Raw genomic sequence first — 23719 nt, forward strand, 5'->3', positions numbered from 1 at the left:
GAGAGTTAAAAAGTGAGTAGCTCTTTTCCGATTTTATCAACGAAACTTAGGATATGGATTTGCGACTCTCGGCTATAGAGAGAGATGCCATCCACTTGCTCTGTAAGGGGAATATTCAAGTGGCTCGACTGCGCTAACGTTGAGTCTTTTCGACTGATTCCCATCACCTTTAGACCTTTTCTTTTAGCATTGTGGGCCATTTCTACAACGGCCTGTGTTTCCCCTGATTTACTGATTAACAAAAGCGTACCCAGTTCAGCTCGCGTGAGCTGATGGATATCTGTGATCACCAAGTGAGGCACATTCGCCAGTGAGAGAAAGCGCGATAAGTAGTTTACACTTACAATTGATGCGCCGCGAGAGTAGAGATATACAACAGGTGAGTCACGCAGAGTTTTTGCTACTTGTGAAATGACACTTTGCTCGCATTCTTCACCGTCTAGATTCTGTGCCTGTTCTTTTAGCTCATTAGCCAATTTATAGCGCAACTCTGTGTAGCTAGCATACCCCATTTTTTTGCAAACCCGATTGACCGAAGTTGTAGTGGTAAGAGCCTTGTTGGCTATGGTCTTTGCCGAGATCTCATGTAGCTGACTGGCGTGGCCAATCAGATACTCGTAGATAACGCGCTCTATGCCTCGAAAAGTATTCATTGCTTTTAACTATTGTTGAGAAAACTGTCGGTATTACGCTTGAAAATGTCCGCGTTGTCTTTGCGTCGGATCACAGATGTATCGTGATACGTGAGTTGTATGAGAAAACAATATCTGAACCAAGTCGGGGTTCATATACTGTTCGCAGTAGATAATAACAAGGTGTAGACCCATGAGTAAAAAGAAGCTGGTTGCAGTAACTGCCTGTCCTACAGGCATTGCGCATACCTTTATGGCAGCCAAGAAAATTAAAAGCTGGGCAGACAAGCATGGCTATGAAGTTAAAGTGGAAACCCAAGGTAGTGATGGTGTGAAAAATCGCCTAACTGCCCACGATATTGCTACCGCTGATGGCGTCGTTTTAGCCGTTGACGTCCCGATTATGGATATGGAGCGTTTTGATAATGCCAATCCGCTTCAAGTTCGAACTCAAGAACTGATAAAACGCGTTGATGATTTATTACCTAAGGTTTTTTTGCGTGGCAAAGAGAAATCGGAAGGTGATGTAGAAGTGCATGATGAAAAACGCTCGGCTTATCAAGTTGCCATTGGTCACATTATGACGGGTATCAGCTATATGTTGCCGGTTGTTGTGCTGGGCGGATTGCTGATGGCGGTGGCCAAAATTACGGGCGAGTTCATCGATATCTCGGGTACCCCGATCCAAACCTTAGATAAATTGGGCTTCATGACTATTAAGTTTATGTACCCAATCTTTGCGGGTTATTTGGCTTATTCAATTGCAGGTAAACCGGCACTTATTCCCGCGTTTATCGGTGGCTTGATGACGGATGAGCCCTATAAACGGTTCTTTGATCTAGAAGGCTGGGCACCATCAGGATTCTTTGGCGCGATTGCGATTGGTTTTCTTGTTGGATATCTAGTTCGTTACCTCAACGATGTGATTAAGGTGAAAACCGAATTAACGACGCTTAAGACCATGTTGCTCGTTCCAGCGGTCACGGGTGTGGTGATGGTCTTGACTATGGAGTATGCGGTCAACCCATTCTTTGGTGCGGTTAACCTAGCCATGATTGACCTGTTTACTCAGGCTGGTGATGCTGGTCGTGGTATCTACTCAATGGTGATTGCAGCCGGTACGGCGTTTGACTTGGGGGGGACCAATCAATAAGGCTGCGGGCTCGGTCGCACTTGGTTTAAACGGCATGGGGGAAGGATTTGATCTCGTCGCTCGAGAGCTTGGCATCGTTATTCCACCAATCGGTGTAGGTATTGCGGCGCTACTCGATGGTAAGTTCCGCCCTCGAGTATTCTCATCGGAAGAGCAAACGGTCGGTAAAACCTCTTTGATGCTGGGCCTAATTGGTATTTCAGAAGGGGCGATTCCTTTCATTTTGAAGAACCCTAAGATGATTCCAATTATGATTTTGGGCTCTATTATCGGTACGCAATTAGCCGTAGTTCTTAACGTATTTCAAAGCTTGCCATTGCCAGCAGTATGGGGGTGGTTCCTATCTTCTGACCCAGTGAGTTACACCATTTCTGTTATCGCAGGTTCTCTGTTTATTGCTGTCGCTTTGCTACTTTGCACTAAACCTCAGCCTACTCAAGCTTAATCAATTTCAATGGAGGAAGAGCCGTCTTCCTCCAACAATTTTTAGACCAAAATTTAGAGACAACGACAATGGCTAAAGTACATGTAATTCCTCACACTCACTGGGATCGTGAGTGGTATTTCACCCAACAGGATAGTGATGTACTCGCGACTTATAATTTTACAAAAGTGATTGAAACGCTCGAAAACACCGAGAGTTACACCTGTTACCACTTAGATGGCCAGTCCTCTATTGTGGAAGATTATCTTAAAGTCTTACCTCATATGCAGGAGCGCATGGCTAAGTTGGTTTCAGAGAAGAAACTGTTTATTGGACCATGGTATACACAAACAGATACCTACAACGTCGCGGCAGAATCAATCATCCGTAATTTGAAATACGGTATGCATATCGCGGAGAGTCTTGGCCACAGTATGAAAGTGGGATACTTGCCAGATACCTTCGGACACAACGCACAAATGCCAACCCTATTTAAAGGTATGGGCATAGATAACATTATCTTCTGGCGCGGTATTGATTATGACCAGCAAGTCGAAAAATCGCACTTTTTCTGGCGCTCTATGGGGGGAGATGAGATCTACGCCTACAACCTGGTTCATGGTTATGGAGCCGCTAAGAACATCAATGCAACGCCTGAACATCTGGACAAGAAAATTTTCCCTATGGTGGAGAAGATTAAATCACTTTCCGGGTTAGATGATGTGCTGATTCCGTCGGGCGGTGACCAAGTTAATATCGATCCTGAATTACCAAAGACTTTACAGGCCGCGACTGAGCGATCAGGTAAAGATGTTTACGTAATTTCGTCGATGGAAGCTTTTGTTGATGTGTTGCGAGACAATGACCAGACGTTTGAAACGTACCAAGGTGAGTTCAAATTACCACGCTACACGCGCATCCATAAAACGATTGGTTCAGTGCGCTATGACATCAAGAAACTCAACTTTGAAATTGAGCAGTTCTTATTGAAAAAGCTCGAAGTTGTCATTGCTATTGCGAAGGCTCAGGGTATTACCGTACACACTGAGTTGGTCGATATTGCTTGGAAAAAAATTCTTGAATGTCATGCCCATGACAGCATGGGTGGATGTAATAGTGATGCCACCAACGCCGATATAATGCATCGCCTGAAACAAGCGGAAGAGATTAGTCACGGCCTTTACAACCTCGTTATCAAAGAGATTGCTAGTGCATGCAACGATGATGAGTTGATGTTATTCAATGGGCAAATGACCCCTTACAGCGGGATTGTGAAAGCGGTTGTATTTAGTGCTAGTGAGAGCATTAATATCCTAGATTCTGGCCAGCCGCTATCAGTTGAAGTACTCAAGAGAGAAACGTTGAGTGGCGGTAAGATCATTGAGGTGACAAAAGACGGCGAGAAGGAAGTCGACGTACCGCCATACTACCGATTTGAGCTGAACGTGCTTGTTTCAGAATTGCCGGCAATGGGGTATCGCGTATTTGAAGTTCAAGCATGTGAGCAAGCCAATGTCGAGCAAGTGAGTAGCGAACAAACGGCGATTGAAAACCAAGCATTGCGAGTTTCTTTAGAGCAAGGTCAATTGCGCTTAGAAGATAAAATCAGTGGCCGCGTGATAGAGCAATTGCTGACGTTTGAAGAGCAAGCCGACGATGGTGACTCCTACGATTTCTCCCCTCTAGAAGGGGATACACCAAACTACAGTACTTCATTTGAGTGGCTGTCGAGCACGGTTGGTGAAACGCAACAAAGCTTATGCGTTCGAGCAACGTTAGCGGTGCCGCAAGATCTGACTGAACGCCAAATTGGTGAACAGAAACAACAAGCGGTATTCGATATCACGATGCGTCTGGTTAGTGGTGAATCTCAGCTTCTGTTTGATATCAACACAGTGAACAACACTTGCGATCATCGTGTACGCGTTCTGATTAACTCAGATCTTCAGACTGACACCTCAATTAGCACTCAACCGTTCGCACTGATGGAGCGTCCTGTTGCTCCCGACTTAGCACAATGGCGTGAAAAGTACCGAGAGTGTCCTGTCGATATTGAAACCACAGATGGTTCTGTAGCGATTGCTAAGTCGGAGCGTGCTCTTATTCTAACGGGACGCGGCCTTAAAGAGTTTCAAATATTGAAAGGCTCAGAGAGCGATAAGATCGCACTGACTTTGTTTAAGTCGACCGGGCGACTTGGCAAAGATGACTTGTTATGGCGTCCGGGGCGTGCATCTGGCATCAACAACACTGTGGTGTACACACCCGATGCTCAACTGCAAAAAGCGATGAGCTTTAGTTTTGCTCTGGCTCTGTGCGATAACGCACAGCACAAGACTATTCGTCAGTTAGAACGCCGTTATTTGGACCAACCTTTTGGGTACCAAAAACAATCGCTGAACAGCTTTGAAAATCGTCTTGAACGCTTCCAAGTTCGCTTTGAACCGAGGCAGCATTCACCATCATTCAGTTTGTTTGCATTACCACAAGAGCTCGAACTATCTAGCTTAGGACACGCATTCTACCGTGATAATGCGATCATTCTACGCGTGTTCAACCCAACTGAGAGCCCAATCGAGCTTGAGCTTGATTCACTGAAGCATTTTGCAGACGTTGAATTGGTGAACTATCGCGAGCAGCCACTTGATGGTGCTTACATTGTGCGCTCGAATAACAGCTTAGATGTGCGTTTAACGCTTGGTAACAAAGAGAAGTAGGAGAGAGTCATGATTGAAAATACTATTTATAGCAAAGTTGCCAAGTTATATGGCGAGGCCAGCGCGACAGAAATTACCAATGATATTCTTGTTTTAATGAAAAAGTGGCAAGACAAAGCGCCGCAATATCAGAATTGGGTGGATCAACGTACCTCTTACTTGATCACCTATGGCGACAGTTTTTCTACTCAAGCGGAACCCACTCTGAAGACGATGAAGACATTCGCTGATCGCCACTTGAAAGGGGCATTGAGCAACATTCATATTTTGCCAATGTTCCCTTATACCTCGGATGATGGTTTTAGTGTGGTCGACTATCGTCAGGTGGATCCTAATCTCGGTAATTGGGAGCAATTGAATGCACTCTCTGAGAACTTTGACCTGATGTACGATTGTGTCATTAACCATATTTCTAAGAGCAGTGATTGGTTCCAAGGTTACCTTGCGGGTGATGCGAAATACCAAGACTACTTTGTAGAGTCTGATCCGAGCCTTGACTACTCAAGTGTAACGCGCCCCCGTGCGTTGCCGCTCCACACTCCGTTTAGCAAGGCATCGGGTGAGACTGTACATGTGTGGACGACTTTTTCGGACGATCAAATCGACATTAACTTCCACAATCCGAAAGTGCTCTTAGAGAGCGTCGATATTTTGTTAATGTATGCGGCAAATGGTGGACGTTCGATTCGTCTAGATGCGATTGGTTTTATCTGGAAAAAACTCGGAACCACATGTATCCACCTAGAAGAAGCGCATGAAATCATCAAGCTATGGCGAATCGTTTTAGATGAAGTGATGCCAGGGACACTGTTGATCACCGAAACCAATGTGCCGCACAAAGAGAACGTATCTTACTTTGGGGGCGGAGATGAAGCACACATGGTTTATCAATTCCCACTGCCGCCATTAACGCTACACGCTTTAATGAGTGAAAATAGCGAGACATTAACTCAATGGGCGACTTCGCTGACAAATGAAGCAATGGCGCGACTCGCCCAAGGTGATAAAACTACGTACTTTAACTTCCTTGCCAGTCACGATGGGATAGGGGTTCGCCCAACGGAAGGCATATTGACGGATGAAGATCGCCAGATGATGTGCGCGCAAGTTGAGCGCAAGGGCGGTCGTGTGAACTATAAAAATAACGGTGATGGGACACAATCGCCTTATGAGCTGAATATTAACTACCTCAGTGCGATTACAGAGCCGACCGATAATATTGACGAGAAAGCGAAGAAATTCATCGCAGCTCAATCTATTTTGTTGTCATTCATCGGTGTACCAGCAATCTACTATCACAGCTTGTTGGGTAGCGAAAATGATGTGCAAGGTATGCTTGATTCGGGGATAAACCGACGCATCAACCGTGAAAAGTTAGATCTAGACAAGCTAGAAAGTGATTTGGCAGACGAGGAGTCATTGCGTTCAAAAGTATTCAAACCAATGACGCGATTATTGAACCTTCGTCAGCAATACTCTGCATTCTCGCCACAGGCTTCTCAACAAGTACTGAGTTTGGGTGATGGCATTTTCGCATTACAACGTGGCGAAGGTGAAGAAGCCATCCGATTTGCGGTCAACCTGACATCAAAATCTCAAGCGGTCGCGCTAACTGAACCTGGCTTTGACCTCGTTAGTGAGCAGCTTATGCCAACAGACTTTAAGTTAGCGCCGTACCAATTTGTTTGGTTGACACAGCAAAAATAAAGGAACACATCATGAAACTTTCTCAACTTACAACGCCAGAGCTAATTATGCTTGATGCTGTGTTTGAAGACCGATTCAGCGCCATCAATGCACTCACCGACAGACTTGAAAAAACAGGTAAACTCACTAACAAAGCACAATTTCTTGATGCGGTAATGAAGCGCGAAGAAGAAGGGCCAACGGCACTGGGAGAATACTTAGCCGTACCTCATGGTAAATCAGAGGCAGTGAAGGAGCCGGTTTTTGCATGTACATTTGTTAAAGATGAGCTGATGTGGAAGGGCCTGGATGGCGATGAACCAGTCAATATGATTTTCTTGCTTGCGATTCCGCCTGCAGAGGCGGGCTCGACACACATGGAGGTGCTAACGACGTTGACTTCATCATTGGTAGATGACAACTTTCGAGATAAGTTACTTGCAGCCAGCAGTATTCAAGAGGTTATGATGCTTTTTGGTGATGATACTGCTAGTGAGCCAGAGTTTGAACAATCAGAGAATGAGCCAGCTCAACAAGATAAGACTGCAGCAGATATCAGTCATATTGCTTACCCAGCAGTACTGGGTATTGGTGTCATCATCTCGGCGTTTTTATTTTTACTATTGTAACAAGAGCTTTTATAAAAATAGTAATTGTCACTGACTCATTTGAAGAAACACTTCTAGTCTAGTAGGCATTATGAATGCAGCGAGCAAGGCTTCGTTCAACTAGATCTATAATCCCAATACTTAAACCGTTTCTTCGTCGATTTTGGCGAGGAAACGGTTTAAGTATTGTTTCACACAGACACTGGGCAACCACGTTTTTGCCTCATTTCATTTGAACCATTTAATTATCGAAATCATCAATATCGTCTCAACGGGTTAGGTCGCCAGATAACTTTGATTTATTGATTTTCGAGGCCTCAGAAAAGGTGAAACCCCGATGTTGGTAGCATCGGGGTTCCGAATTTTTTAAAATTCTTGGTTGGTAAGGCCGAGAATCTTTCTATGCATAAGGTTTGGATTAAATCCGATTAATTCCTTGGTAGGGGAATTAGATGCGGATGAAGTCCATGTGCTCAACTTTTGGCTTGAACGCGTGACGTTGAACGTCTTGTGGCTTAACCTTAACTTCTTCGCCAGCGATCACTAGAGTGATGCCTTCGTAGAATTCTGGCTTGTCCATTTGGTTTACGATGTCATCGTGGTTTAGAGCAACTGATACAGGTGCTGCTTCACCACCGTAAACGATTGCTGGGAATTGACCAGCGTGACGTAGGCGGCGGCTCGCACCCTTACCTAGTTCAGTACGTACTACTGCTTCGAATTTCATAGTTTTTACTCTCAAAATAGTAAAATTAACAAATACGTTTTGACATAGCGACCTAGTCAAAACTTTAATCGCTTTGAGTGATCGTAAAGATACTCTCAAAACGAGCGCGGATACTAACATTCATAGTGGGGCTCGGCAATAGCAAATTGCTTATAACTCTACTATTTTTCGCCCTTTGCTCGCTTTAGCTTAAGAACTGCACGCAATCCGCCCATTTTGCTCTCGCCAAGCTCCAGTTGGCCACGATAACTGTGCGCCATTTCAGAGACGATATTGAGACCAAGACCTGTACCTGGGGTGCTTTCATCAAGGCGAACACCACGCTTGGTTACCTCACGGCATTGCTCTAATGGAATGCCCGGTCCGTCATCCTCGATAATGAGCTCTACCTCAGAATCATCAATATCGTTAGAGTGAACTCGGATTAAACTGTCACTCCATTTGTAGGCGTTCTCGAGTAGGTTACCGAGCATTTCGTCTAGGTCAGCTTTTTCTACGGCGACCTCAAGATCGGTATCAAGTTCGCTAATCAGCGCAATTTCGCGCTCTGCGTAGACTTTATCAAACGCGAGAGAAATGGCGTCGACACGTTCGCTAGGTGACGATTTTACCGCAAGGATGTTCATTGCACCTGCCATGCGTGCACGTCCCAAGTGATAGTCAATCTGAGCTTGGATTTGTGTTATTTGCGGTTGTAGCTTAGCCCTGTCTTCCTCAGACAAGCTCTCAAGCTCGTTTTTGAGTACAGACAATGGTGTCTTTAGGGCATGAGATAGGTTACCCGCGTGGTGTCTGGCTCGCTCCAATAGCTCTTGGTAATGGAATAATAGAGCATTAAGATCTTTTACCAATGGTGCAATTTCTTTTGGATACTGCTCGTCTAATGAATGCTGCTCTGCGGTTCGTAACCGTTTTAACTCCCGCTGCATTTTGCCTAGTGGTCTTAGAGACCAGCTGACCTGACCCACGATAAGTGCGAGTATGCCTAGTACCATGACGCCGAGAATGAGCCATAGCTCGCCAGTAAGAGATTCAAGGGTATCATCTATTGGGTCTTCATCTTGTCCAATAACAATCGTGACGCCGTCACTTACATCAGGTAAGAACAAAGTACGCTTGATGGCGATGAGCTTTTCATTATTCGCACCAAAGTAGTGGGGGCGTTTGTCTTTACCTTTGGTTTGGAGCGTTTTATCCCACAAGGAGCGAGAACGCAAAGAGTCGCTCTTTGTGTTGATTTGCCAGTAAAGCCCACTGTATGGCTGATTGAAGCGAGGATCGGATAAGCGAGTCGCTAGAACCAGTTGACCTTCATTGTTAACCTCTAAGTTGGCGGCGATTTCATCCATAGCGTGGCCAAGTTGGATCTCGAGATCACTGATTAAGTAATCTCGAACTAATCCTGGTATGGATACACCCGCCGCTATGGTCATCGCTGATAACCAGAGGGTTGCAGCAAGAAGTAGGCGAGTCTTGAGGCTGAGCTTTTTGACGCCTTGGCGCAGCTTTTCTTTAGAAAGGTTAGGCATTCAACTGATACCCAAGGCCTCGAACGGTTTTGATAACGTTTGGGGCAATCTTTTTACGGATGCGTCCGATAAACACCTCTATGGTGTTGGAGTCGCGGTCAAAGTCTTGCTTGTAGATATGCTCGACAAGCTCAGTGCGTGAGATGACTTTGTCTGCATTATGCATAAAGTAAGCGACAACCTTGTATTCAAGCGCGGTAAGACTCACTGCATTGCCTTGCCACATTACTTTAGATGTGCGCGTGTCTAGGCTGAGATCGCCAATCTGCATAAGAGGTGAGGCATTACCGGATGCACGGCGTAGCTGTGCGCGAATACGGGCAATGAGTTCAATCATTTCAAATGGCTTGGTCAGATAATCATCAGCGCCAGCGTTAAGCCCTTCGACACGCTGAGTGAGAGTGTCACGCGCGCTGAGGATGACGACAGGTGTATTGATGCCTTCATCTCGAATGCCTTTTAGTACCGTAAGACCGTCGATCTTTGGCAGACCCAAATCGAGAACGATAGCGTCCCACTCTTCAGAAGTCGCACGATAGAGGGCATCAATACCGTCTTGAGCCAGTTCAGGCACCCAGCCGGCGCTTTCAAGAGTTTCTAGAATTTGTTCGCCCAACCTAGGGTCATCTTCAACAACAAGAATTTTCATTATTTTTCTCTTTTTATTGGTAACGCTATTTCTTGATAACTCGTTGTAGATTATGGCCTTTGATCTCCATCATCTCCAGTGTTGCCGCGTTGTATTCGACCTTAATGATATCCTGGTCATGTAAAAGCTTTAGCTCGTAGATCCACTCATCATCGTCTTCTTCAAGTTCGACCTTGATGACTCGACCGTTAAGGTCGTTTTCAACTGTCGCAAACAGCTCAGAAAAAGGTTTAATAAGACCTTGCTGAACCGCTTCATAGACCTCGTCCTGATCTTCTTCAAACTCAATACGCGTATCACCCGTTTCAACATCTTGAACGAGTTCATGACCGCTTGGGTTGTCAGAAAAAAAGTTTGCATGAGCAACCAGCGGTGTCGCTATTAAGGTAAAGATAGCAAGTGTGGCAAGGGCTTTATTCACTTGGTTAGGCATAGCAAGATCTCTGCATTATCGAACATGGTACTAATATAAAACGTTAAATATGAATCAAACCTGAACGGCTGTTTAGTTTAATTCATCATCAAATACTTTATCGCGCATTTTCCAAAAACGTCCGCTTTTACGGGCGATAACAAACGCTGGTAATCTGAATCTGTGCTGGTTGTTGACCACCTTGGTCGGCGATGTGGCATCAAACTCTCTATGTTTGTCGGCTAAATGAGGACGAACAAACTTAGATAAAAAGGTTTGTTTTTGTTTTTTCGTCGTCAAAGACCAAAACTCACTGACTTGCGCATCGTTATCGCCGATATAGTTGACTCGAAGGCTACTTTTACCTTTGTCGTCTTTGTGGACCTGAAGGTTCATATCAACACATTCGAACACCAGAGCATCTTTGAGATTGAGCGCCTCTTTCAGCTTTTTATCTGGGTCGACCAAAGTCGCATCGCACTCGTGACAAATTCTCGCCGCAATGTCGTTATCAGCGCCGCATTCATTGCAGTATTTAGCTCTAAATCGGTAGTCGCAGTGTTCTCGTTCGCCGGTCTCTTCATCGGTAAAGTAGCCTTGGCATTTGCGGCCAAAGTGTTCAATCAAAAAGCCGTTCGCATCAAGCTTGCCCCAGAAGTCGTTGTTGAAGCCGCAGGCAGGGCAGGGAATCGTGATGATTTCTGAGTCTGAATCTGGCTTTGGATTTCCGACTTCGGGCTGGTAGAGATCATACGTGTTGCCCGCATAATCAAGTACCAAACACTCGGTTTTACCATCAGAAAGTCGAAGGCCACGACCAACTATCTGCTGATACAGGCTCACCGACTCGGTTGGTCGAAGAATCGCGATTAAATCAACATGCGGCGCATCAAAGCCTGTGGTCAGTACCGATACGTTGACTAAAAACTTTATCTCTCGTTGCTTGAATCGATTGATAATGTCGTCGCGCTCAGGTGTTGGTGTATCACCGATGACGATTTGACTAGAATCCTCAGGTAATAAAGAGAGGATTTCTTGCGCGTGACGCACGGTTGCAGCAAAAATCATCACGCCTTGTTTATCTTCGCTGTAGCGGATGATCTGCTCAACGATTTGTGGGGTCGCGCGTTTGGACTGCTCGATGACTAAGTCCATCTCCGATTCTTTGTATTTCCCCATGCTGGTGGGTTTTAACTGCGAGAAGTCATAACTTAGCACTGGGGCATCGATCAATTTGGCGGGGGTCAGAAAGCCCTCGTCGAGCAAGTATTGAATAGGAAGCTCAAAAATACAGTCTTTAAAAAAACGGGGTTTGTCGCTTCGAACCAAACCTTTGGTATGGTATTGATAGATCCAACCCACTCCGAGTCGGTAAGGCGTTGCCGTAAGCCCAAGGATCTTAATGCCAGGGTTAATCTCGCATAAGTGGCTTATCACTTTTTGGTAGCTGGAGGTTTTGGTTTCCGGTACGCGGTGACACTCATCAATCACCAATAGCGAAAACTGATTGGCAAACGCATCTAGGTTTCGGACCACAGACTGCACTGAAGCAAAGACAACCTGTTCAGAAGTCTCTTTGCGCCCGAGGCCTGCAGAGAAAATAGAGCCCTTGAGACCGTACCCTTCATATTTGGCGTGGTTTTGCTCAACGAGTTCTTTCACATGAGCAAGCACTAATACTCTGCCACGCGCGAGACGCGCGAGTTCAGCAATGACCAAGCTTTTACCGGCTCCAGTTGGCAGCACGATAACAGCAGGCGTGTCATTTTTACGGAAATAATGGATAACGGCTTTAACGGAGTCGGCTTGATAAGGTCGAAGCGTGTACATACGGCTCAGTTTTACTCTACATTTTGAAAAACCCCTCTATAATACCCCACGAAATGAAAACGAGGTATTCATGCGTTTAGATAAGTTTTTGTGTGACGCGTTAGGCGCAACACGTAAAGAAGCCACAAAAATCATCAAATCTGGTGATGTGACCGTAGATGGTGTGATTCAAAAGAGTGGTGCATTCAAGGTTACGGAAGAAAGCAGTGTCGAGTGGCAGGATCGTGAGGTTCGCATGCAAGGCCCTCGCTACATAATGTTATTTAAGCCAGATGGCTTTGTTTGCTCTCATGAAGATGGCTTTAACCACACAGCCTTCATGTTGCTCGATGAAGTGAAGATGGAAAACCTTCACTTTGCTGGTCGACTAGATGTGGATACAACAGGTTTGGTTTTAATCACTGACGACGGCCAGTGGTCTCACAGAATCACCTCACCAAAACACAAGTGTGCGAAGACTTATCGAGTCTGGTTGGCAGACCCTGTTCAGCCAAACTACCAGCAAGCGTTTGAAGAGGGAATTGAGCTTAGAAATGAAGAAGCACCGACTCTTCCCGCGCAGCTTGAGATTATCGACGATAAAGAAGTCCTACTGACGATTCACGAGGGTAAATACCACCAAGTTAAGCGCATGTTTGCGGCACTTGGTAACAAAGTTGAAGGTTTGCACCGAGAGAGCATTGGTGACATCGTTTTGGATGATATGCTAGAGCCTGGCGAGTATCGCTATCTCACTCAAGAAGAAATTGACTCAGTCTGGAAAAAGTAATACTAATAGTTTGATTTACAAAGTTTAGATTCACCCTGTGAATGCAATGGTCGCGAGCCTTCAATTTTATCAGCCCTAACACCGGTTCGGTATTACGCTGACGACCTTCCTATTCTCGCGGCCCTTTTCACAACCATTCTCACTCAACGGGAAGTTGAGTAAAACATGAGCATAAAAGCAAGGAATGCGGCTCATCGACGTTTTGTTAGGAGCGATATGAGTTCTCAAACCACATCGCAGCCCAATACACCTCAACTTGGTTTGATACTGTTTTTAGTGCTTGGCGCTATTGGCGCGTTGACGCCGCTGGCGATTGACATGTACCTTCCTGCGATGCCAACGATCGCGCAGGATATGGGCGTCACTGCTGGTGCTGTGCAGATCACGTTAACTGTGTATACCGCTGGGTTTGCTATTGGACAGCTTTTGCATGGTCCGCTTGCTGATAGTTTTGGTCGAAGACCCATCCTGTTATTTGGCGTATTCTTTTTTGGCGTTGCCTCAGCCGTCTGTGCGACGACAACCAGCATTGAATCTCTGACGCTGGTTCGCACTGCGCAAGGCTTTGCAGGTGCGGCGGCGGCGGTGATCATTCAGGCCGTCGTGCGTGATATGTTCGATAAAGAAGATTTTGCGCGCACTATGTCGTTCGTTACCCTTGTTATCACGCTGGCACCTTTGGTTGCCCCTATGATTGGTGGTCACCTAGCTGTTTGGTTTGGCTGGCGCTCTATCTTTTGGGTACTGACGGGCTTTTCAGTGGTGGTGATCGCTGCTGTGCTGTGGAAAATTCCGGAAACGCTGGCACCAGAAAACAGGCAACCGCTGCGTTTTCGAACGACCATCAAGAATTATTTACGCCTTTGTCAAAATCCGGTCGCAATGGGGCTTATTTTCTCTGGCGCGTTTTCGTTTGCCGGGATGTTTGCATTCCTAACCGCCGGGTCATTCGTCTATATTGATATCTATGGTGTATCACCTGACCAGTTTGGCTATCTGTTTGGCCTTAATATTGTGACGATGATTATCATGACGAGTATCAATGGTCGTCTGGTCAAGAAAGTCGGGCTGCATGGAATGCTGCGTTTTGGTATCGGTGTTCAGCTATTTGCTGGGATGGGACTTCTGGTGAGCGGTGTGTTCGAACTTGGTATCTGGGGCATTGTGCCATTTGTGATGCTGTTTGTTGGCACCCTGTCGACGATCGGCAGTAACGCTATGGGGTTATTACTAAGTGGTTATCCAACAATGGCGGGCACGGCGTCGTCACTCGCTGGTACGTTGCGATTTGGTACGGGCTCTGTTGTTGGGGCGATTGTTGCCTTTTTACCTGGTGGCACTGAGTGGCCAATGATTGCATTAATGGCAATTTGTTCGGTATTATCCGCCGCCTTGTATTGGACGTTGGGAAAGAAAGCATAATGTCTGCATATTATTCAGAAATTCAAATGGTCGTGAACTCAGCTTTAGAAGAGTTAGCGGCAGAGCACGCCTCAGGTAAGCTAATTAACTCACCTGTAACGAACAATCACTTCCTTGTAAGGTGGGTGACTCGTGCCATTAAGACTCAACGTTTTGGTAAGGCGACCAGTGCCAATTTAGTTCAATGGCAAAAAACAGGACGCTCTAAAGGCAATGATTCCATGTTAGAGCCGACATTTAAGCGCATCTCTGCTTACTATGCTGGCTTTTTTGGTGGCGACATTGCACCAATTACAGACGCAAAAATTGAGCAGTTCATTGACGATATGGAAGCGGCAGGTTGGGGGGTGTGTACTTCAGAAGTGCTGACAGATGGCAGCAAAGTGCAGTTCTTTACCGATGGCGCTAACTCGTTTGCGGTATGTGCTAACCAATGTGACGACTGTTTTGAAGGCGAGAACCTCATTAAGCCTATGAGCTGGTTTATTCGCGGTAACCACGCAGAGTTTATCACCAAGGCGTATGAAGCGGGCTTTATGCTCCATAAAGTGACCGATTATAAGTCTAAGGTGAAGTACCACGGTGAGTACCTAGTATACCCATTGAATCAAGGTACGCAGCTTGCCGAGATCCCGCTCTCTTTCAAGGCGTAGTCAACTGATTTAACATGAAAAGCGTAGCTAAATGGCTACGCTTTTTTCGTTTTGATAAGCCGTAACTGGGAGGTACTATTTCGCCTTACGAACAATCGCTCGCACCATGCCTTTAAAGATAAACAGGTGAGCGGGCATCATGGCAAACCAATACAAAAGCCCCAAAAAGCCTTTAGGGTGCCACCAAGCGCTAATGTTGATTTCCCTTTTATCTCCGTGGTCGGTGATGGTGAATTCTAGTCGACCTAAACCCGGACCTTTCATCCCAAACAAGAGTGATAGGAAATAAGGCTGCTCGCAGCGAATGACCTTCCACGAGTCAATAAAATCACCCACTTTTAGCTCTGGTCCTTCTGGAGAGCGCCTAACAGGTCTCCCTCCACCGAAGAAGATATCTAGCCATTCTCGAGTACGCCACAGAATGTTTGCGAAGAAGTAACTGTCCTTCGGGTCACCAATGGTTTTTACTACATCCCAAAGCTGGTTGGCGGTTTTGGAGGTGGTGAAACTCGCCCCCGTTTTCTTAGGGTAGTATCCGTAACCTGCTTGCCAACGATTCAGAGCCGCAGGCTCAAATCCCCATACATTGCTTCGGATAAATTTACCGTCTTGTTCGATACTGGTTTTGACAGCCTGCTCGTAGGAAATCAACGTCTGAGGGAAGTGCTGCCTAATTGCTGAAGAGTCTGCGATGAAATCGTGCTCTAATCCAGCAAGGAGCGCACGACCAATATTGGATGGAACCGATGTGACGACGCCGAGCCAATACGACGCAACCTTGGGTGTAAGAAGAGGCGTTGCCCATAATCGCAGTGGCTTGCCAATTTGTTTGCAGATAGTCGCAAACTGCTCTCGATAGGAGAGAGTATCAGGACCGCCAACTTCGTAGATTTCGGTAGTAGGGGACGTCTCTTTAGCGAGTTCAATGAGGTAATGGTTAAGATTTTCTAGTGCTATGGGGTTGGCTTTCGATTCCACCCATTTAGGCGCAATCAAAACAGGAAGGTTATAAACAAAGTCGCGCATTATTTCGTAGGCGGCTGAACCCGGGCCAATGATAACGCCTGCACGAAGCTCGGTGATGGGGACTTTACTGGTTCTAAGTAGCTTGCCTGTGGCTTTGCGTGCCGCCAAGTGCTCAGAGTTTCCTGTTTGTGGCTGAATCGCACTCAGATAAATCACGTGTTGGACGTTGCTTAGCTCCAAGGCATCCCGAAAGTTTTGTGCCAGAGAGAGCTCGTAGTCGAGAAAATCATGTCCATGTGCCATGCCGTGGACAAGAAAAAAGACGATGTCGAACTGAGGCACCAACGCAAGGGTGGCCTTTCGATCGGCAAGATCCAAATATTCGAATGTCAGTTGAGAGTGGGGGAGTACCCGCGCTTTTAGGTAATCAATCTGCCGTGCGGCTGCGGTGACTTGGTATCCTTGGTCTAATAGAATAGGGATTAATTGAGATCCGACGTAACCGGATGCTCCTAAGACTAAAACGCGCTTCATTTGTATCCCTCAAAAAAAACTATCTCTCTAAAACTTATCACAATTTTCAGACTTTTCAGAAAATCTTGGCGTAAATTTCATCGCTATTTAATGAAATGAAACACGAATAATCGACAGGTCTAACAGTAACAAACTGGTGCCTTGTTTCGCCTTGGCAGTGAAGGGGCAGAATAGTCAGGTTATCTCCGTGATTACCCTTCCTTGTGAGGCGTTTTTAGTGTAGATTCAGTGTCCAAATTTTCGTTTGTTTAAAGAGTATTAATGCTTAAGTTGTCTGACCTTAGCAAAGGCTACATTGACGGTGGTGAGTTTCATCCCGTACTGCAAAGTGCAGAGTTAACCCTGTCGCAAGGTGAACAGTTGGCATTAATGGGCGAAAGTGGCTCTGGCAAAAGTACTTTGCTGAACTTGATTGCGGGCATTGATAAGGTTGATTCTGGTGAAATTTGGTACCCAGATTTTGCCATGCACGAAGCTAAGGAAAGCCAACGTACGGCTTATCGCCGCAACAATATTGGCCATATTTTCCAGCAGTTTAACCTGCTGCCTACTTTGAACATCGCCGATAACATTCGCTTTTGTCGACAGATCAAAGGCTTGCCTGAAGACCGTGGCCTATGGCGTCAAATTCTGTCTGCACTCGACTTAATGGCTTTGCTTGGTCGTTATCCTGAAGAGATTTCGGGTGGACAACAGCAGCGTGCTGCGATTGCACGTGCGCTGTATATGGAGCCAAAAATTCTCTTAGCCGATGAGCCAACCGGAAGCCTCGACGAGCGCAATGCTGAAGCGGTCATGCGCCTTCTTACCTCCCTGACTCGTCATCTAGAGTGTACCCTGTTGGTCGTCACACACAGTGAGAAGGTGGCGTCTCATATGGATGGTTCTATTCGCCTTCAAGGGGGGCAATTGCATGTTATGGCCCGTAGTTAAGGCACTACTTGGGCACTACCGTCGCCATCCTCTTCAAATTCTTCTAGTCTGGCTTGGTTTAACCCTAGGGGTATCACTCTTGGTTGGTGTTACGGCCATCAATCACCACGCCAAGCAAGCTTATGCCAGCGGCGAACGTTTGTTTGCTAATCCGGTACCTTATCGCATTCGTCCTAAACATGCGGAAACTAAGATCCCGCAAGGCTTCTATATTCAACTTCGACGTGAAGGCTTTAAGCAGTGCGTCCCGTTTGATATCCAAAAAGTGACAACCAATGATGGCATAGAACTCAACCTTGTTGGTGCCGACCCTATCTCACTGCTGCAACTAAAGCACAGAGTCACTATCAGTGATATTGCTTCACAAGATCTGATTAAAGTACCGACCACAATTCTTGTTAGCCAAGATCTTGCCGAGCACAAAGGCTGGAAAGATGGCGATTCCATTACGCTCGATAGTGGACTTGTCTTGGGGCCAGTGAAGGTTGATCAGAAAGCCGGCATCAAGGGGATGCAGGTGGTTGCGGATATGTCTTTGGTTCGTGCGATCAAGCGATCTTCCGGTCTCTCTGTGATAGCTTGTGGCGATATGAGCCCAGCTCAATTGGAGAAGCTAAGAAAGTTGATTCCTAATGGGATGACACTGTCGCGAAGCTCGCAGTCAGAGCTAGAGTCACTGACTGCTGCGTTCCATACTAACTTGTCAGCAATGAGTATGTTGTCGTTTGTGGTGGGCCTCTTTATTTTCTATCAAGCAATGTCACTTTCACTTGCACAAAGACAGCCATTGGTAGGTAACCTAAGACAAGTTGGTGTTTCCGGCTGGCAGTTGACGCAGGCGCTGTGCCTAGAGCTCGCTGTCCTGGTCTTTTTAAGCTGGCTATGCGGAAACGTATTTGGTCTAGTACTTGCTAATCAATTGATCCCTGCGGTTTCACAGAGCTTGAGCGATCTTTATGACGCGAATATTGGTTTGACGATCGATTGGAGTTGGGAGTGGAGCCTCTACAGCTTAGTCCTCGCACTGTCGGGTGCAATTATTTCTTGTGGCTGGCCATTAATCCGCTTGCTTAAGACGCAGCCGATTCGATTGTCTGCACGCTTATCTTTGATGCGCTTTACAGGCGCAGAGTTCACCTGGCAAGCATTTGTCGCGTGTGGGTTGTGCGTTGCTGCGATCGCGATCTACCAAGCGCCTAAGTCGCAAAACTCCGGTTATGCTATCATTGTATTAATGCTGCTCAGCGTAGCCCTAATCACCCCATTTATCACCTGGAAGATCTTCACCCTGTTCTCATATTCATTGCGCTGGGTGAAACTTCGTTGGTTCTTTGCTGATGCAGCGGCGAGTATGAGCTATCGCGGTGTTGCCAATATGGCGTTCATGCTGGCTATGGCGGCGAATATGGGCGTTGAAACTATGGTGGGTAGCTTTAGAGACACGACCGACCGATGGCTGACTCAAAGACTCGCTGCGGATATCTACGTTTATCCAACGAATAACAGTGCGGTTCGCATGAGCCGTTGGCTTGAAGCTCAGCCTGAAGTTGAGAGAGTCTGGTGGCGTTGGGAAGAGGAAATCCCAACAGAATCAGGGCTGATGCAAGTCGTGAGTACTGGTGACTCCAATGGCGAGATGGACGCGCTGACAGTGAAAATTGCGGTCCCTAACTATTGGTATCATTTACATCATTCACGCAGTGTGATGATCAGTGAGTCGATGGCCTTGAAGCGAGACCTACGACCGGGCGATTATGTCAATCTAGGAGCGCCGTTGGGCAAAAACTGGCATGTTGTCGGGGTGTATTACGACTATGGTAATCCCTATGACCAAGTGCTCTTGTCTCAGAATCGTTGGTTAGCGAATCTTGCCGGTAGCGGTGATGTTGCACTTGGTGCAGTTCTAAACGATAAGTCCCAGTCTCTGTTTGTAGAGCAAAGATTGCAGTCGACGTTCCGCCTAAATAGCGAACGTATTTACGATAATACGTCGATTCATAACAAGGCAATGACGACGTTTGATCGAACCTTTGCCATTGCTGATACGTTAGGAAACATCACTCTAGTTATCGCGGTGTTTGGTATCTTCTTTGCAACTATCGCAGGTGAGATAACACGTCAAAAGCATACCTCGCTTTTGCGGTGCCTTGGTGTCTCTGGGAAAGAACTAGTCTTAATTGGCGGCTTGCAACTTTTGGTGTTTGGTTTGATTTCAGCGGCCATTGCTATGCCGTTGGGTATTGCACTTGCTCAGTTAATTGTTGATATCGTGATTAAGCAATCTTTTGGATGGTCACTTCAGCTGCAAATTGTGCCGTGGCAGTATCTAGGGACGTGTTTATGGTCTTTGGCTGCGCTGGTGGTTGCAGGTGCATTACCTGTTCTTAAGCTTATTCGAAACAGTCCGATTCATTCGTTAAGGGATGCGCTATAAATGAGTCGAATGCAGAAACTTATCTTCGCCTGTTTATTGATTGTGGTTGTCGCTGGTACGGTGATATGGCTTGCTAAGCCAGAGAACAACCGAATCAAGGTGACGAAGACAAGCCAGATAAATGCAATCTTCGGCTCCCCAGGAAAGAAAGTATTTGAGCCAGTACTCCCTGATAGGGAAGTGGCACTGCCGCGGGACTTTCGTTTCCATCCCGAGTTTCAACATGAATGGTGGCAGGTCGTGGCTCAGCTTGAAGATGAAGCGGGTCAAACCTATTGGTTACGCCTTCGTTTCTTCCGTTATGCGAGTGATGATCGCGTGGCGACTGGTTGGCAAGATCCTCAAATCTATATTTCAAATGTTGTGCTCAATAGCCATTTGGGTATGTTTACCGACCAACGAATAGCACGCGGTGGTATTGGTCAAGCTGGTGGGCTTAGCCGTCCATTCCGAGTATGGATTGACGATTGGTCATGGCGCTCACTATCGAGTGAGCCACTGCCAGGCAATCTTAAAGTCGCGACAGAAGAGTTCGCCATTAACCTCCAACTGACCGCGGTTGGTAACTACGCAGTTCTGGGCGATAAGGGCTACCAGATTAAACACGATCTCCTTCCGCGCGCCTCTTATGTCATTGAAACGCCATTTGTGCGAACTCTGGGAAGTTTGTCGCTTGCTGACGGTCGATTGCTAAAGGTCAGGGGTCGAGCTTGGCTGAGCAAGGAGTGGGGCAGTGAGTTGGTTGGTGCCAATTATGTCGGCGAAGACAACTTCATTCTATGGCTCGATGACGCTAAGGCGCTGATGGTAAGTCGTTATCGCTATAAAGATAATATGCCCTATACCAGTGCTGCGATAGTGGATAGAAAAGGCAATGTTACCAATATTCCTACAGACGACATCGCTCTCAAAGCACTTGGTTATACAGAATTTGAATCAGGAGTTCGTGTTCCCTTGAGTTGGAGCTTACGTATTCCGAGTCAAGGCATTGACCTTGTTGTGAAGGCTCGTAAACGAGATAACTGGGTCAACTTCGTTGTCCCCCAATGGCAAGGGGCAGCAATGGCTAACGGCTCTCACAAGGCTCAAGGATTCATGCAACTAAGCGGCTACTAAGCCGCTTTTTTCTTGCCTGTTATTCAGTTACATCTGTAATGCTTTGTTACTCTCTCCTTAAGGCTTCCCTTGCTAGAATGATATTGACATTGATTAGTCTGGGCTAAGCCATTCATTCATCAGCGCTATCTATGCTCTATACTTTTACTATTGTTGCCAAAACGGTATACATATCTCGAATCTTACAAGAGTATTATTCGGATATTTCTACATTTAACATCTGTAGAATCGATTTTTTATGGAATTTAACTAGATATACAATTTTTAACATTCAAACAATGTGAATAAATATTAAGGGCTTTACATTATGAATGACGTCATTCGTAACTTTTTTAAGATGGAATCGGCAGGGGGCATCATCCTCGTTATTGCTGCGGCAATTGCGATGTTTATCGCCAACTCTCCACTGAATGAATTGTATCAAGGCGTGCTTCATACCTACGTTTTCGGTCTGTCTATTTCACACTGGATCAACGATGGTTTGATGGCAATCTTCTTTTTCTTGATCGGATTGGAAGTGAAGCGTGAGCTGTTAGAAGGCGCACTGAAATCCAAAGAAACGGCTATCTTCCCAGCAATTGCAGCGGTCGGTGGTATGGTTGCTCCGGCTGTTATCTATGTACTTTTCAACGCGGGTGACGCGGAAGCGATGAGTGGTTGGGCGATTCCTGCTGCTACTGATATCGCGTTCGCACTCGGTATCATGGCACTGCTCGGTAAGCGTGTACCTGTTGCACTTAAAGTATTCCTACTTGCTCTTGCTATCATCGATGACTTGGGTGTTATTGTGATTATCGCGCTGTTCTACAGCAGCGACCTATCAACTATCGCTTTGACACTTGGCTTCATAATGACGGCCATATTGTTTGTACTTAACGCTAAGAAGGTTACGAGCATTCCAGTGTACCTAGCCGTTGGTGCTGTGCTCTGGGTAAGTGTACTGGCATCGGGTGTTCACGCGACGCTGGCGGGTGTTGTGCTGGGCTTTGCTATCCCACTTAATGGTAAGCCCGGTGAGCATTCGCCGCTTAAACACCTAGAACACGCGCTTCACCCATATGTGGCATTTGGTATTCTACCTATCTTTGCATTCGCAAATGCAGGTATCTCGCTTGAAGGTGTATCAATGTCAGGACTAACCTCTATGCTGCCACTTGGTATCGCAGCAGGTCTTCTTATTGGTAAGCCTCTGGGTATCTTCACATTCAGCTGGGCTGCAGTGAAAATGGGTGTTGCTAAGTTGCCTGAGGGTGTGGACTTCAAACAGATTTTTGCAGTGTCAGTGCTGTGTGGTATTGGCTTTACCATGTCTATCTTTATTGCGTCACTTGCCTTTACGGGTGTCAGTGCCGAGTTTGATACTTACGCAAGGCTAGGCATCCTGATGGGCTCAACCACAGCAGCAGTTCTAGGTTATATCCTATTGAACTTCTCTCTTCCAAAGGAAGCGGCTCCTGAGCCAAAAATACAATATTAAACACTCAGGCATTGCAGTGACTAAGAAAAAACCCAGCTACGGCTGGGTTTTTTACGTTTGAGGTGTTCTATAGGCAAAAAAAAGCCCAAACCAACAAGGGGTTTGGGCGGATACAAATAGGAGTTAATAAGAAAAAAGCAGCATGTAGTCAACATAGATAAAACAGTGGCATAGAGAAAACTCATTCTTTGCTGATTACTCTTAAATAGACCCACCTAAAACCAAATAGTTCAAATCAGAATGAAGAATTTTTCATAAAAATATTTATTTCTTTTAAAACAATGAATTGTGAATCTTGTCCGACCAGTAGTTAAAAAGTTTGATGTTAATCACTTGTTATCCCTGTGTTGCGGGAGTATATTCAAACATATGTTTGATACGGGTGATTGAAATGACGACGAGAGTAACCACGAAGGACAAGATTCTAGATGTAGCCGAGGTATTGTTCGCAGAGCATGGCTTCAATGACACCTCGTTGCGCACCATTACTAGCAAAGCAAACGTTAATTTAGCGTCGGTAAACTATCACTTCGGTGACAAGAAGACGCTTGTACGAGCAGTGTTGAACCGCTACCTAGAAGCATTTATGCCGGCGGTTGAAAGAGCGCTGTACGAGTTGAACGACCGAGATGACTACAACATGGTTGATGTCTTCCAATCGCTGAAAGGGCCACTCCTTGAACTTAATAACCTAAAGCCAAATGGTGCAAGCCGCTTTATGTCATTGGTCGGAAGAGGGTATACCGACGTACAAGGTCACTTACGCTGGTTCATCACGACGCGTTACACCGAAGCATTAGCAATGTTTACTCAGTCAGTGATGCGAGCAAACCCTAAGTTAGATGCAGAGACACTGTTCTGGCGCTTGCACCTAACACTAGGTACTTGCGTATTCACTATGGCTTCTAGCCAAGCACTGTCTGAAATCGCGTTGAGCTCGTTTGAGAGAGAAATCAGCGCCGAGGCGATTATTGATCAAATCATTCCTTACCTTGCAGCGGGTGTCGCTGCAGAGTAACGCTTTTAATCAAAACAAAATACGAAACCA

18 protein-coding genes and 1 pseudogene are annotated in these 23719 nt (G+C 46.1%); 12 read left to right on the plus strand and 7 right to left on the minus strand.

Going from position 1 to position 23719, the window contains the following annotated elements; all coding sequences use genetic code 11:
- Window positions 1-5: 5 nt before the first annotated feature.
- Window positions 6-653, minus strand: coding sequence for a MurR/RpiR family transcriptional regulator (locus AC6I8Y_RS06930; RefSeq protein ID WP_498021222.1), 648 nt, complete (start codon window positions 651-653; stop codon window positions 6-8).
- 172 nt (window positions 654-825) lie between these two features.
- Here AC6I8Y_RS06930 and AC6I8Y_RS06935 point away from each other — a divergent pair.
- The 4 genes and pseudogenes from AC6I8Y_RS06935 (at window position 826) to AC6I8Y_RS06950 (ending at window position 7241) form a co-directional block, all read left to right on the plus strand.
- Window positions 826-2230: pseudogene (locus AC6I8Y_RS06935) on the plus strand (PTS fructose transporter subunit IIC).
- A gap of 68 nt (window positions 2231-2298) precedes the next feature.
- On the plus strand, window positions 2299-4926 hold the full coding sequence (locus AC6I8Y_RS06940; RefSeq protein WP_498021223.1) for a glycoside hydrolase family 38 N-terminal domain-containing protein: 2628 nt from the start codon (window positions 2299-2301) through the stop codon (window positions 4924-4926).
- 9 nt (window positions 4927-4935) lie between these two features.
- A complete protein-coding gene (locus AC6I8Y_RS06945) occupies window positions 4936-6633 on the plus strand; it encodes a sugar phosphorylase (protein WP_498021224.1) in 1698 nt (565 codons plus the stop codon).
- An 11-nt stretch (window positions 6634-6644) separates the two neighbouring features.
- A complete protein-coding gene (locus AC6I8Y_RS06950) occupies window positions 6645-7241 on the plus strand; it encodes a fructose PTS transporter subunit IIA (protein ID WP_498021225.1) in 597 nt (198 codons plus the stop codon).
- A 427-nt stretch (window positions 7242-7668) separates the two neighbouring features.
- On the opposite strand, the gene rplY is transcribed toward AC6I8Y_RS06950, so the two are convergent.
- The 5 genes from rplY to radD all read right to left on the minus strand — a co-directional run bounded on the left by rplY (window position 7669) and on the right by radD (window position 12367).
- Entirely contained in the window at window positions 7669-7947 is a 279-nt protein-coding gene (rplY, locus tag AC6I8Y_RS06955) for a 50S ribosomal protein L25 (protein WP_042475403.1), read from the minus strand.
- 161 nt (window positions 7948-8108) lie between these two features.
- Window positions 8109-9476, minus strand: a complete 1368-nt coding sequence (locus AC6I8Y_RS06960; RefSeq protein WP_498021226.1) for an ATP-binding protein — start codon at window positions 9474-9476, stop codon at window positions 8109-8111.
- Window positions 9469-10125 carry a response regulator transcription factor gene (locus AC6I8Y_RS06965; protein ID WP_128649432.1) on the minus strand — a complete coding sequence of 219 codons (657 nt, stop codon included), beginning with the start codon at window positions 10123-10125 and terminating at the stop codon, window positions 9469-9471. The genes AC6I8Y_RS06960 and AC6I8Y_RS06965 overlap by 8 nt, the downstream gene beginning before the upstream one ends.
- A 25-nt stretch (window positions 10126-10150) precedes the next feature.
- On the minus strand, window positions 10151-10558 hold the full coding sequence (locus tag AC6I8Y_RS06970; RefSeq protein WP_394152062.1) for a PepSY domain-containing protein: 408 nt from the start codon (window positions 10556-10558) through the stop codon (window positions 10151-10153).
- Between the two features lie 72 nt (window positions 10559-10630).
- Window positions 10631-12367: a DNA repair helicase RadD gene (gene radD / locus AC6I8Y_RS06975; RefSeq protein WP_498021227.1), complete on the minus strand. Its 1737-nt coding sequence runs from the start codon at window positions 12365-12367 to the stop codon at window positions 10631-10633.
- Window positions 12368-12437: 70 nt separating this feature from the next.
- On the opposite strand from radD, the gene rsuA reads away from it, so the two are divergent.
- The 3 genes from rsuA (at window position 12438) to AC6I8Y_RS06990 (ending at window position 15211) form a co-directional block, all read left to right on the plus strand.
- The gene (rsuA, locus tag AC6I8Y_RS06980; protein WP_498021228.1) at window positions 12438-13136 is read left to right on the plus strand and encodes a 16S rRNA pseudouridine(516) synthase RsuA; all 699 of its coding nucleotides are present in this window, start codon (window positions 12438-12440) and stop codon (window positions 13134-13136) included.
- 216 nt (window positions 13137-13352) lie between these two features.
- Window positions 13353-14558, plus strand: coding sequence for a Bcr/CflA family multidrug efflux MFS transporter (locus tag AC6I8Y_RS06985; protein WP_498021229.1), 1206 nt, complete (start codon window positions 13353-13355; stop codon window positions 14556-14558).
- Complete coding sequence (locus AC6I8Y_RS06990; RefSeq protein WP_498016684.1) at window positions 14558-15211, plus strand: DUF2913 family protein; 654 nt, start codon at window positions 14558-14560, stop codon at window positions 15209-15211. The genes AC6I8Y_RS06985 and AC6I8Y_RS06990 overlap by 1 nt, the downstream gene beginning before the upstream one ends.
- A 75-nt stretch (window positions 15212-15286) precedes the next feature.
- On the opposite strand, the gene AC6I8Y_RS06995 is transcribed toward AC6I8Y_RS06990, so the two are convergent.
- Complete coding sequence (locus tag AC6I8Y_RS06995; protein ID WP_498021231.1) at window positions 15287-16711, minus strand: DUF2867 domain-containing protein; 1425 nt, start codon at window positions 16709-16711, stop codon at window positions 15287-15289.
- Window positions 16712-16972: 261 nt separating this feature from the next.
- Here AC6I8Y_RS06995 and AC6I8Y_RS07000 point away from each other — a divergent pair, with 261 nt between their 5' ends.
- The 5 genes from AC6I8Y_RS07000 (at window position 16973) to psrA (ending at window position 23689) form a co-directional block, all read left to right on the plus strand.
- Window positions 16973-17644 carry an ABC transporter ATP-binding protein gene (locus tag AC6I8Y_RS07000; RefSeq protein WP_042475417.1) on the plus strand — a complete coding sequence of 224 codons (672 nt, stop codon included), beginning with the start codon at window positions 16973-16975 and terminating at the stop codon, window positions 17642-17644.
- Window positions 17625-20078: an ABC transporter permease gene (locus AC6I8Y_RS07005; RefSeq protein ID WP_498021233.1), complete on the plus strand. Its 2454-nt coding sequence runs from the start codon at window positions 17625-17627 to the stop codon at window positions 20076-20078. The genes AC6I8Y_RS07000 and AC6I8Y_RS07005 overlap by 20 nt, the downstream gene beginning before the upstream one ends.
- Before the next feature lie 9 nt (window positions 20079-20087).
- A complete protein-coding gene (locus tag AC6I8Y_RS07010) occupies window positions 20088-21194 on the plus strand; it encodes a lipocalin-like domain-containing protein (protein WP_394152075.1) in 1107 nt (368 codons plus the stop codon).
- A gap of 307 nt (window positions 21195-21501) precedes the next feature.
- The gene (gene nhaA, locus AC6I8Y_RS07015; protein ID WP_498021235.1) at window positions 21502-22671 is read left to right on the plus strand and encodes a Na+/H+ antiporter NhaA; all 1170 of its coding nucleotides are present in this window, start codon (window positions 21502-21504) and stop codon (window positions 22669-22671) included.
- A gap of 391 nt (window positions 22672-23062) precedes the next feature.
- Entirely contained in the window at window positions 23063-23689 is a 627-nt protein-coding gene (gene psrA, locus AC6I8Y_RS07020) for a TetR family transcriptional repressor PsrA (protein WP_498021236.1), read from the plus strand.
- The last annotated feature ends 30 nt before the right edge of the window (window positions 23690-23719 follow it).

The organism is Vibrio sp. KUL78 (assembly GCF_059725505.1).

What these genes read in the sequence shown, in the direction of transcription:
- AC6I8Y_RS06930 (WP_498021222.1), bottom strand. Translation starts at nt 653, where the DNA reads ATGAATACTTTTCGAGGCATAGAGCGCGTTATCTACGAGTATCTGATT.
- AC6I8Y_RS06940 (WP_498021223.1), top strand. Translation starts at nt 2,299, where the DNA reads ATGGCTAAAGTACATGTAATTCCTCACACTCACTGGGATCGTGAGTGG.
- AC6I8Y_RS06945 (WP_498021224.1), top strand. Translation starts at nt 4,936, where the DNA reads ATGATTGAAAATACTATTTATAGCAAAGTTGCCAAGTTATATGGCGAG.
- AC6I8Y_RS06950 (WP_498021225.1), top strand. Translation starts at nt 6,645, where the DNA reads ATGAAACTTTCTCAACTTACAACGCCAGAGCTAATTATGCTTGATGCT.
- rplY (WP_042475403.1), bottom strand. Translation starts at nt 7,947, where the DNA reads ATGAAATTCGAAGCAGTAGTACGTACTGAACTAGGTAAGGGTGCGAGC.
- AC6I8Y_RS06960 (WP_498021226.1), bottom strand. Translation starts at nt 9,476, where the DNA reads ATGCCTAACCTTTCTAAAGAAAAGCTGCGCCAAGGCGTCAAAAAGCTC.
- AC6I8Y_RS06965 (WP_128649432.1), bottom strand. Translation starts at nt 10,125, where the DNA reads ATGAAAATTCTTGTTGTTGAAGATGACCCTAGGTTGGGCGAACAAATT.
- AC6I8Y_RS06970 (WP_394152062.1), bottom strand. Translation starts at nt 10,558, where the DNA reads ATGCCTAACCAAGTGAATAAAGCCCTTGCCACACTTGCTATCTTTACC.
- radD (WP_498021227.1), bottom strand. Translation starts at nt 12,367, where the DNA reads ATGTACACGCTTCGACCTTATCAAGCCGACTCCGTTAAAGCCGTTATC.
- rsuA (WP_498021228.1), top strand. Translation starts at nt 12,438, where the DNA reads ATGCGTTTAGATAAGTTTTTGTGTGACGCGTTAGGCGCAACACGTAAA.
- AC6I8Y_RS06985 (WP_498021229.1), top strand. Translation starts at nt 13,353, where the DNA reads ATGAGTTCTCAAACCACATCGCAGCCCAATACACCTCAACTTGGTTTG.
- AC6I8Y_RS06990 (WP_498016684.1), top strand. Translation starts at nt 14,558, where the DNA reads ATGTCTGCATATTATTCAGAAATTCAAATGGTCGTGAACTCAGCTTTA.
- AC6I8Y_RS06995 (WP_498021231.1), bottom strand. Translation starts at nt 16,711, where the DNA reads ATGAAGCGCGTTTTAGTCTTAGGAGCATCCGGTTACGTCGGATCTCAA.
- AC6I8Y_RS07000 (WP_042475417.1), top strand. Translation starts at nt 16,973, where the DNA reads ATGCTTAAGTTGTCTGACCTTAGCAAAGGCTACATTGACGGTGGTGAG.
- AC6I8Y_RS07005 (WP_498021233.1), top strand. Translation starts at nt 17,625, where the DNA reads ATGTTATGGCCCGTAGTTAAGGCACTACTTGGGCACTACCGTCGCCAT.
- AC6I8Y_RS07010 (WP_394152075.1), top strand. Translation starts at nt 20,088, where the DNA reads ATGCAGAAACTTATCTTCGCCTGTTTATTGATTGTGGTTGTCGCTGGT.
- nhaA (WP_498021235.1), top strand. Translation starts at nt 21,502, where the DNA reads ATGAATGACGTCATTCGTAACTTTTTTAAGATGGAATCGGCAGGGGGC.
- psrA (WP_498021236.1), top strand. Translation starts at nt 23,063, where the DNA reads ATGACGACGAGAGTAACCACGAAGGACAAGATTCTAGATGTAGCCGAG.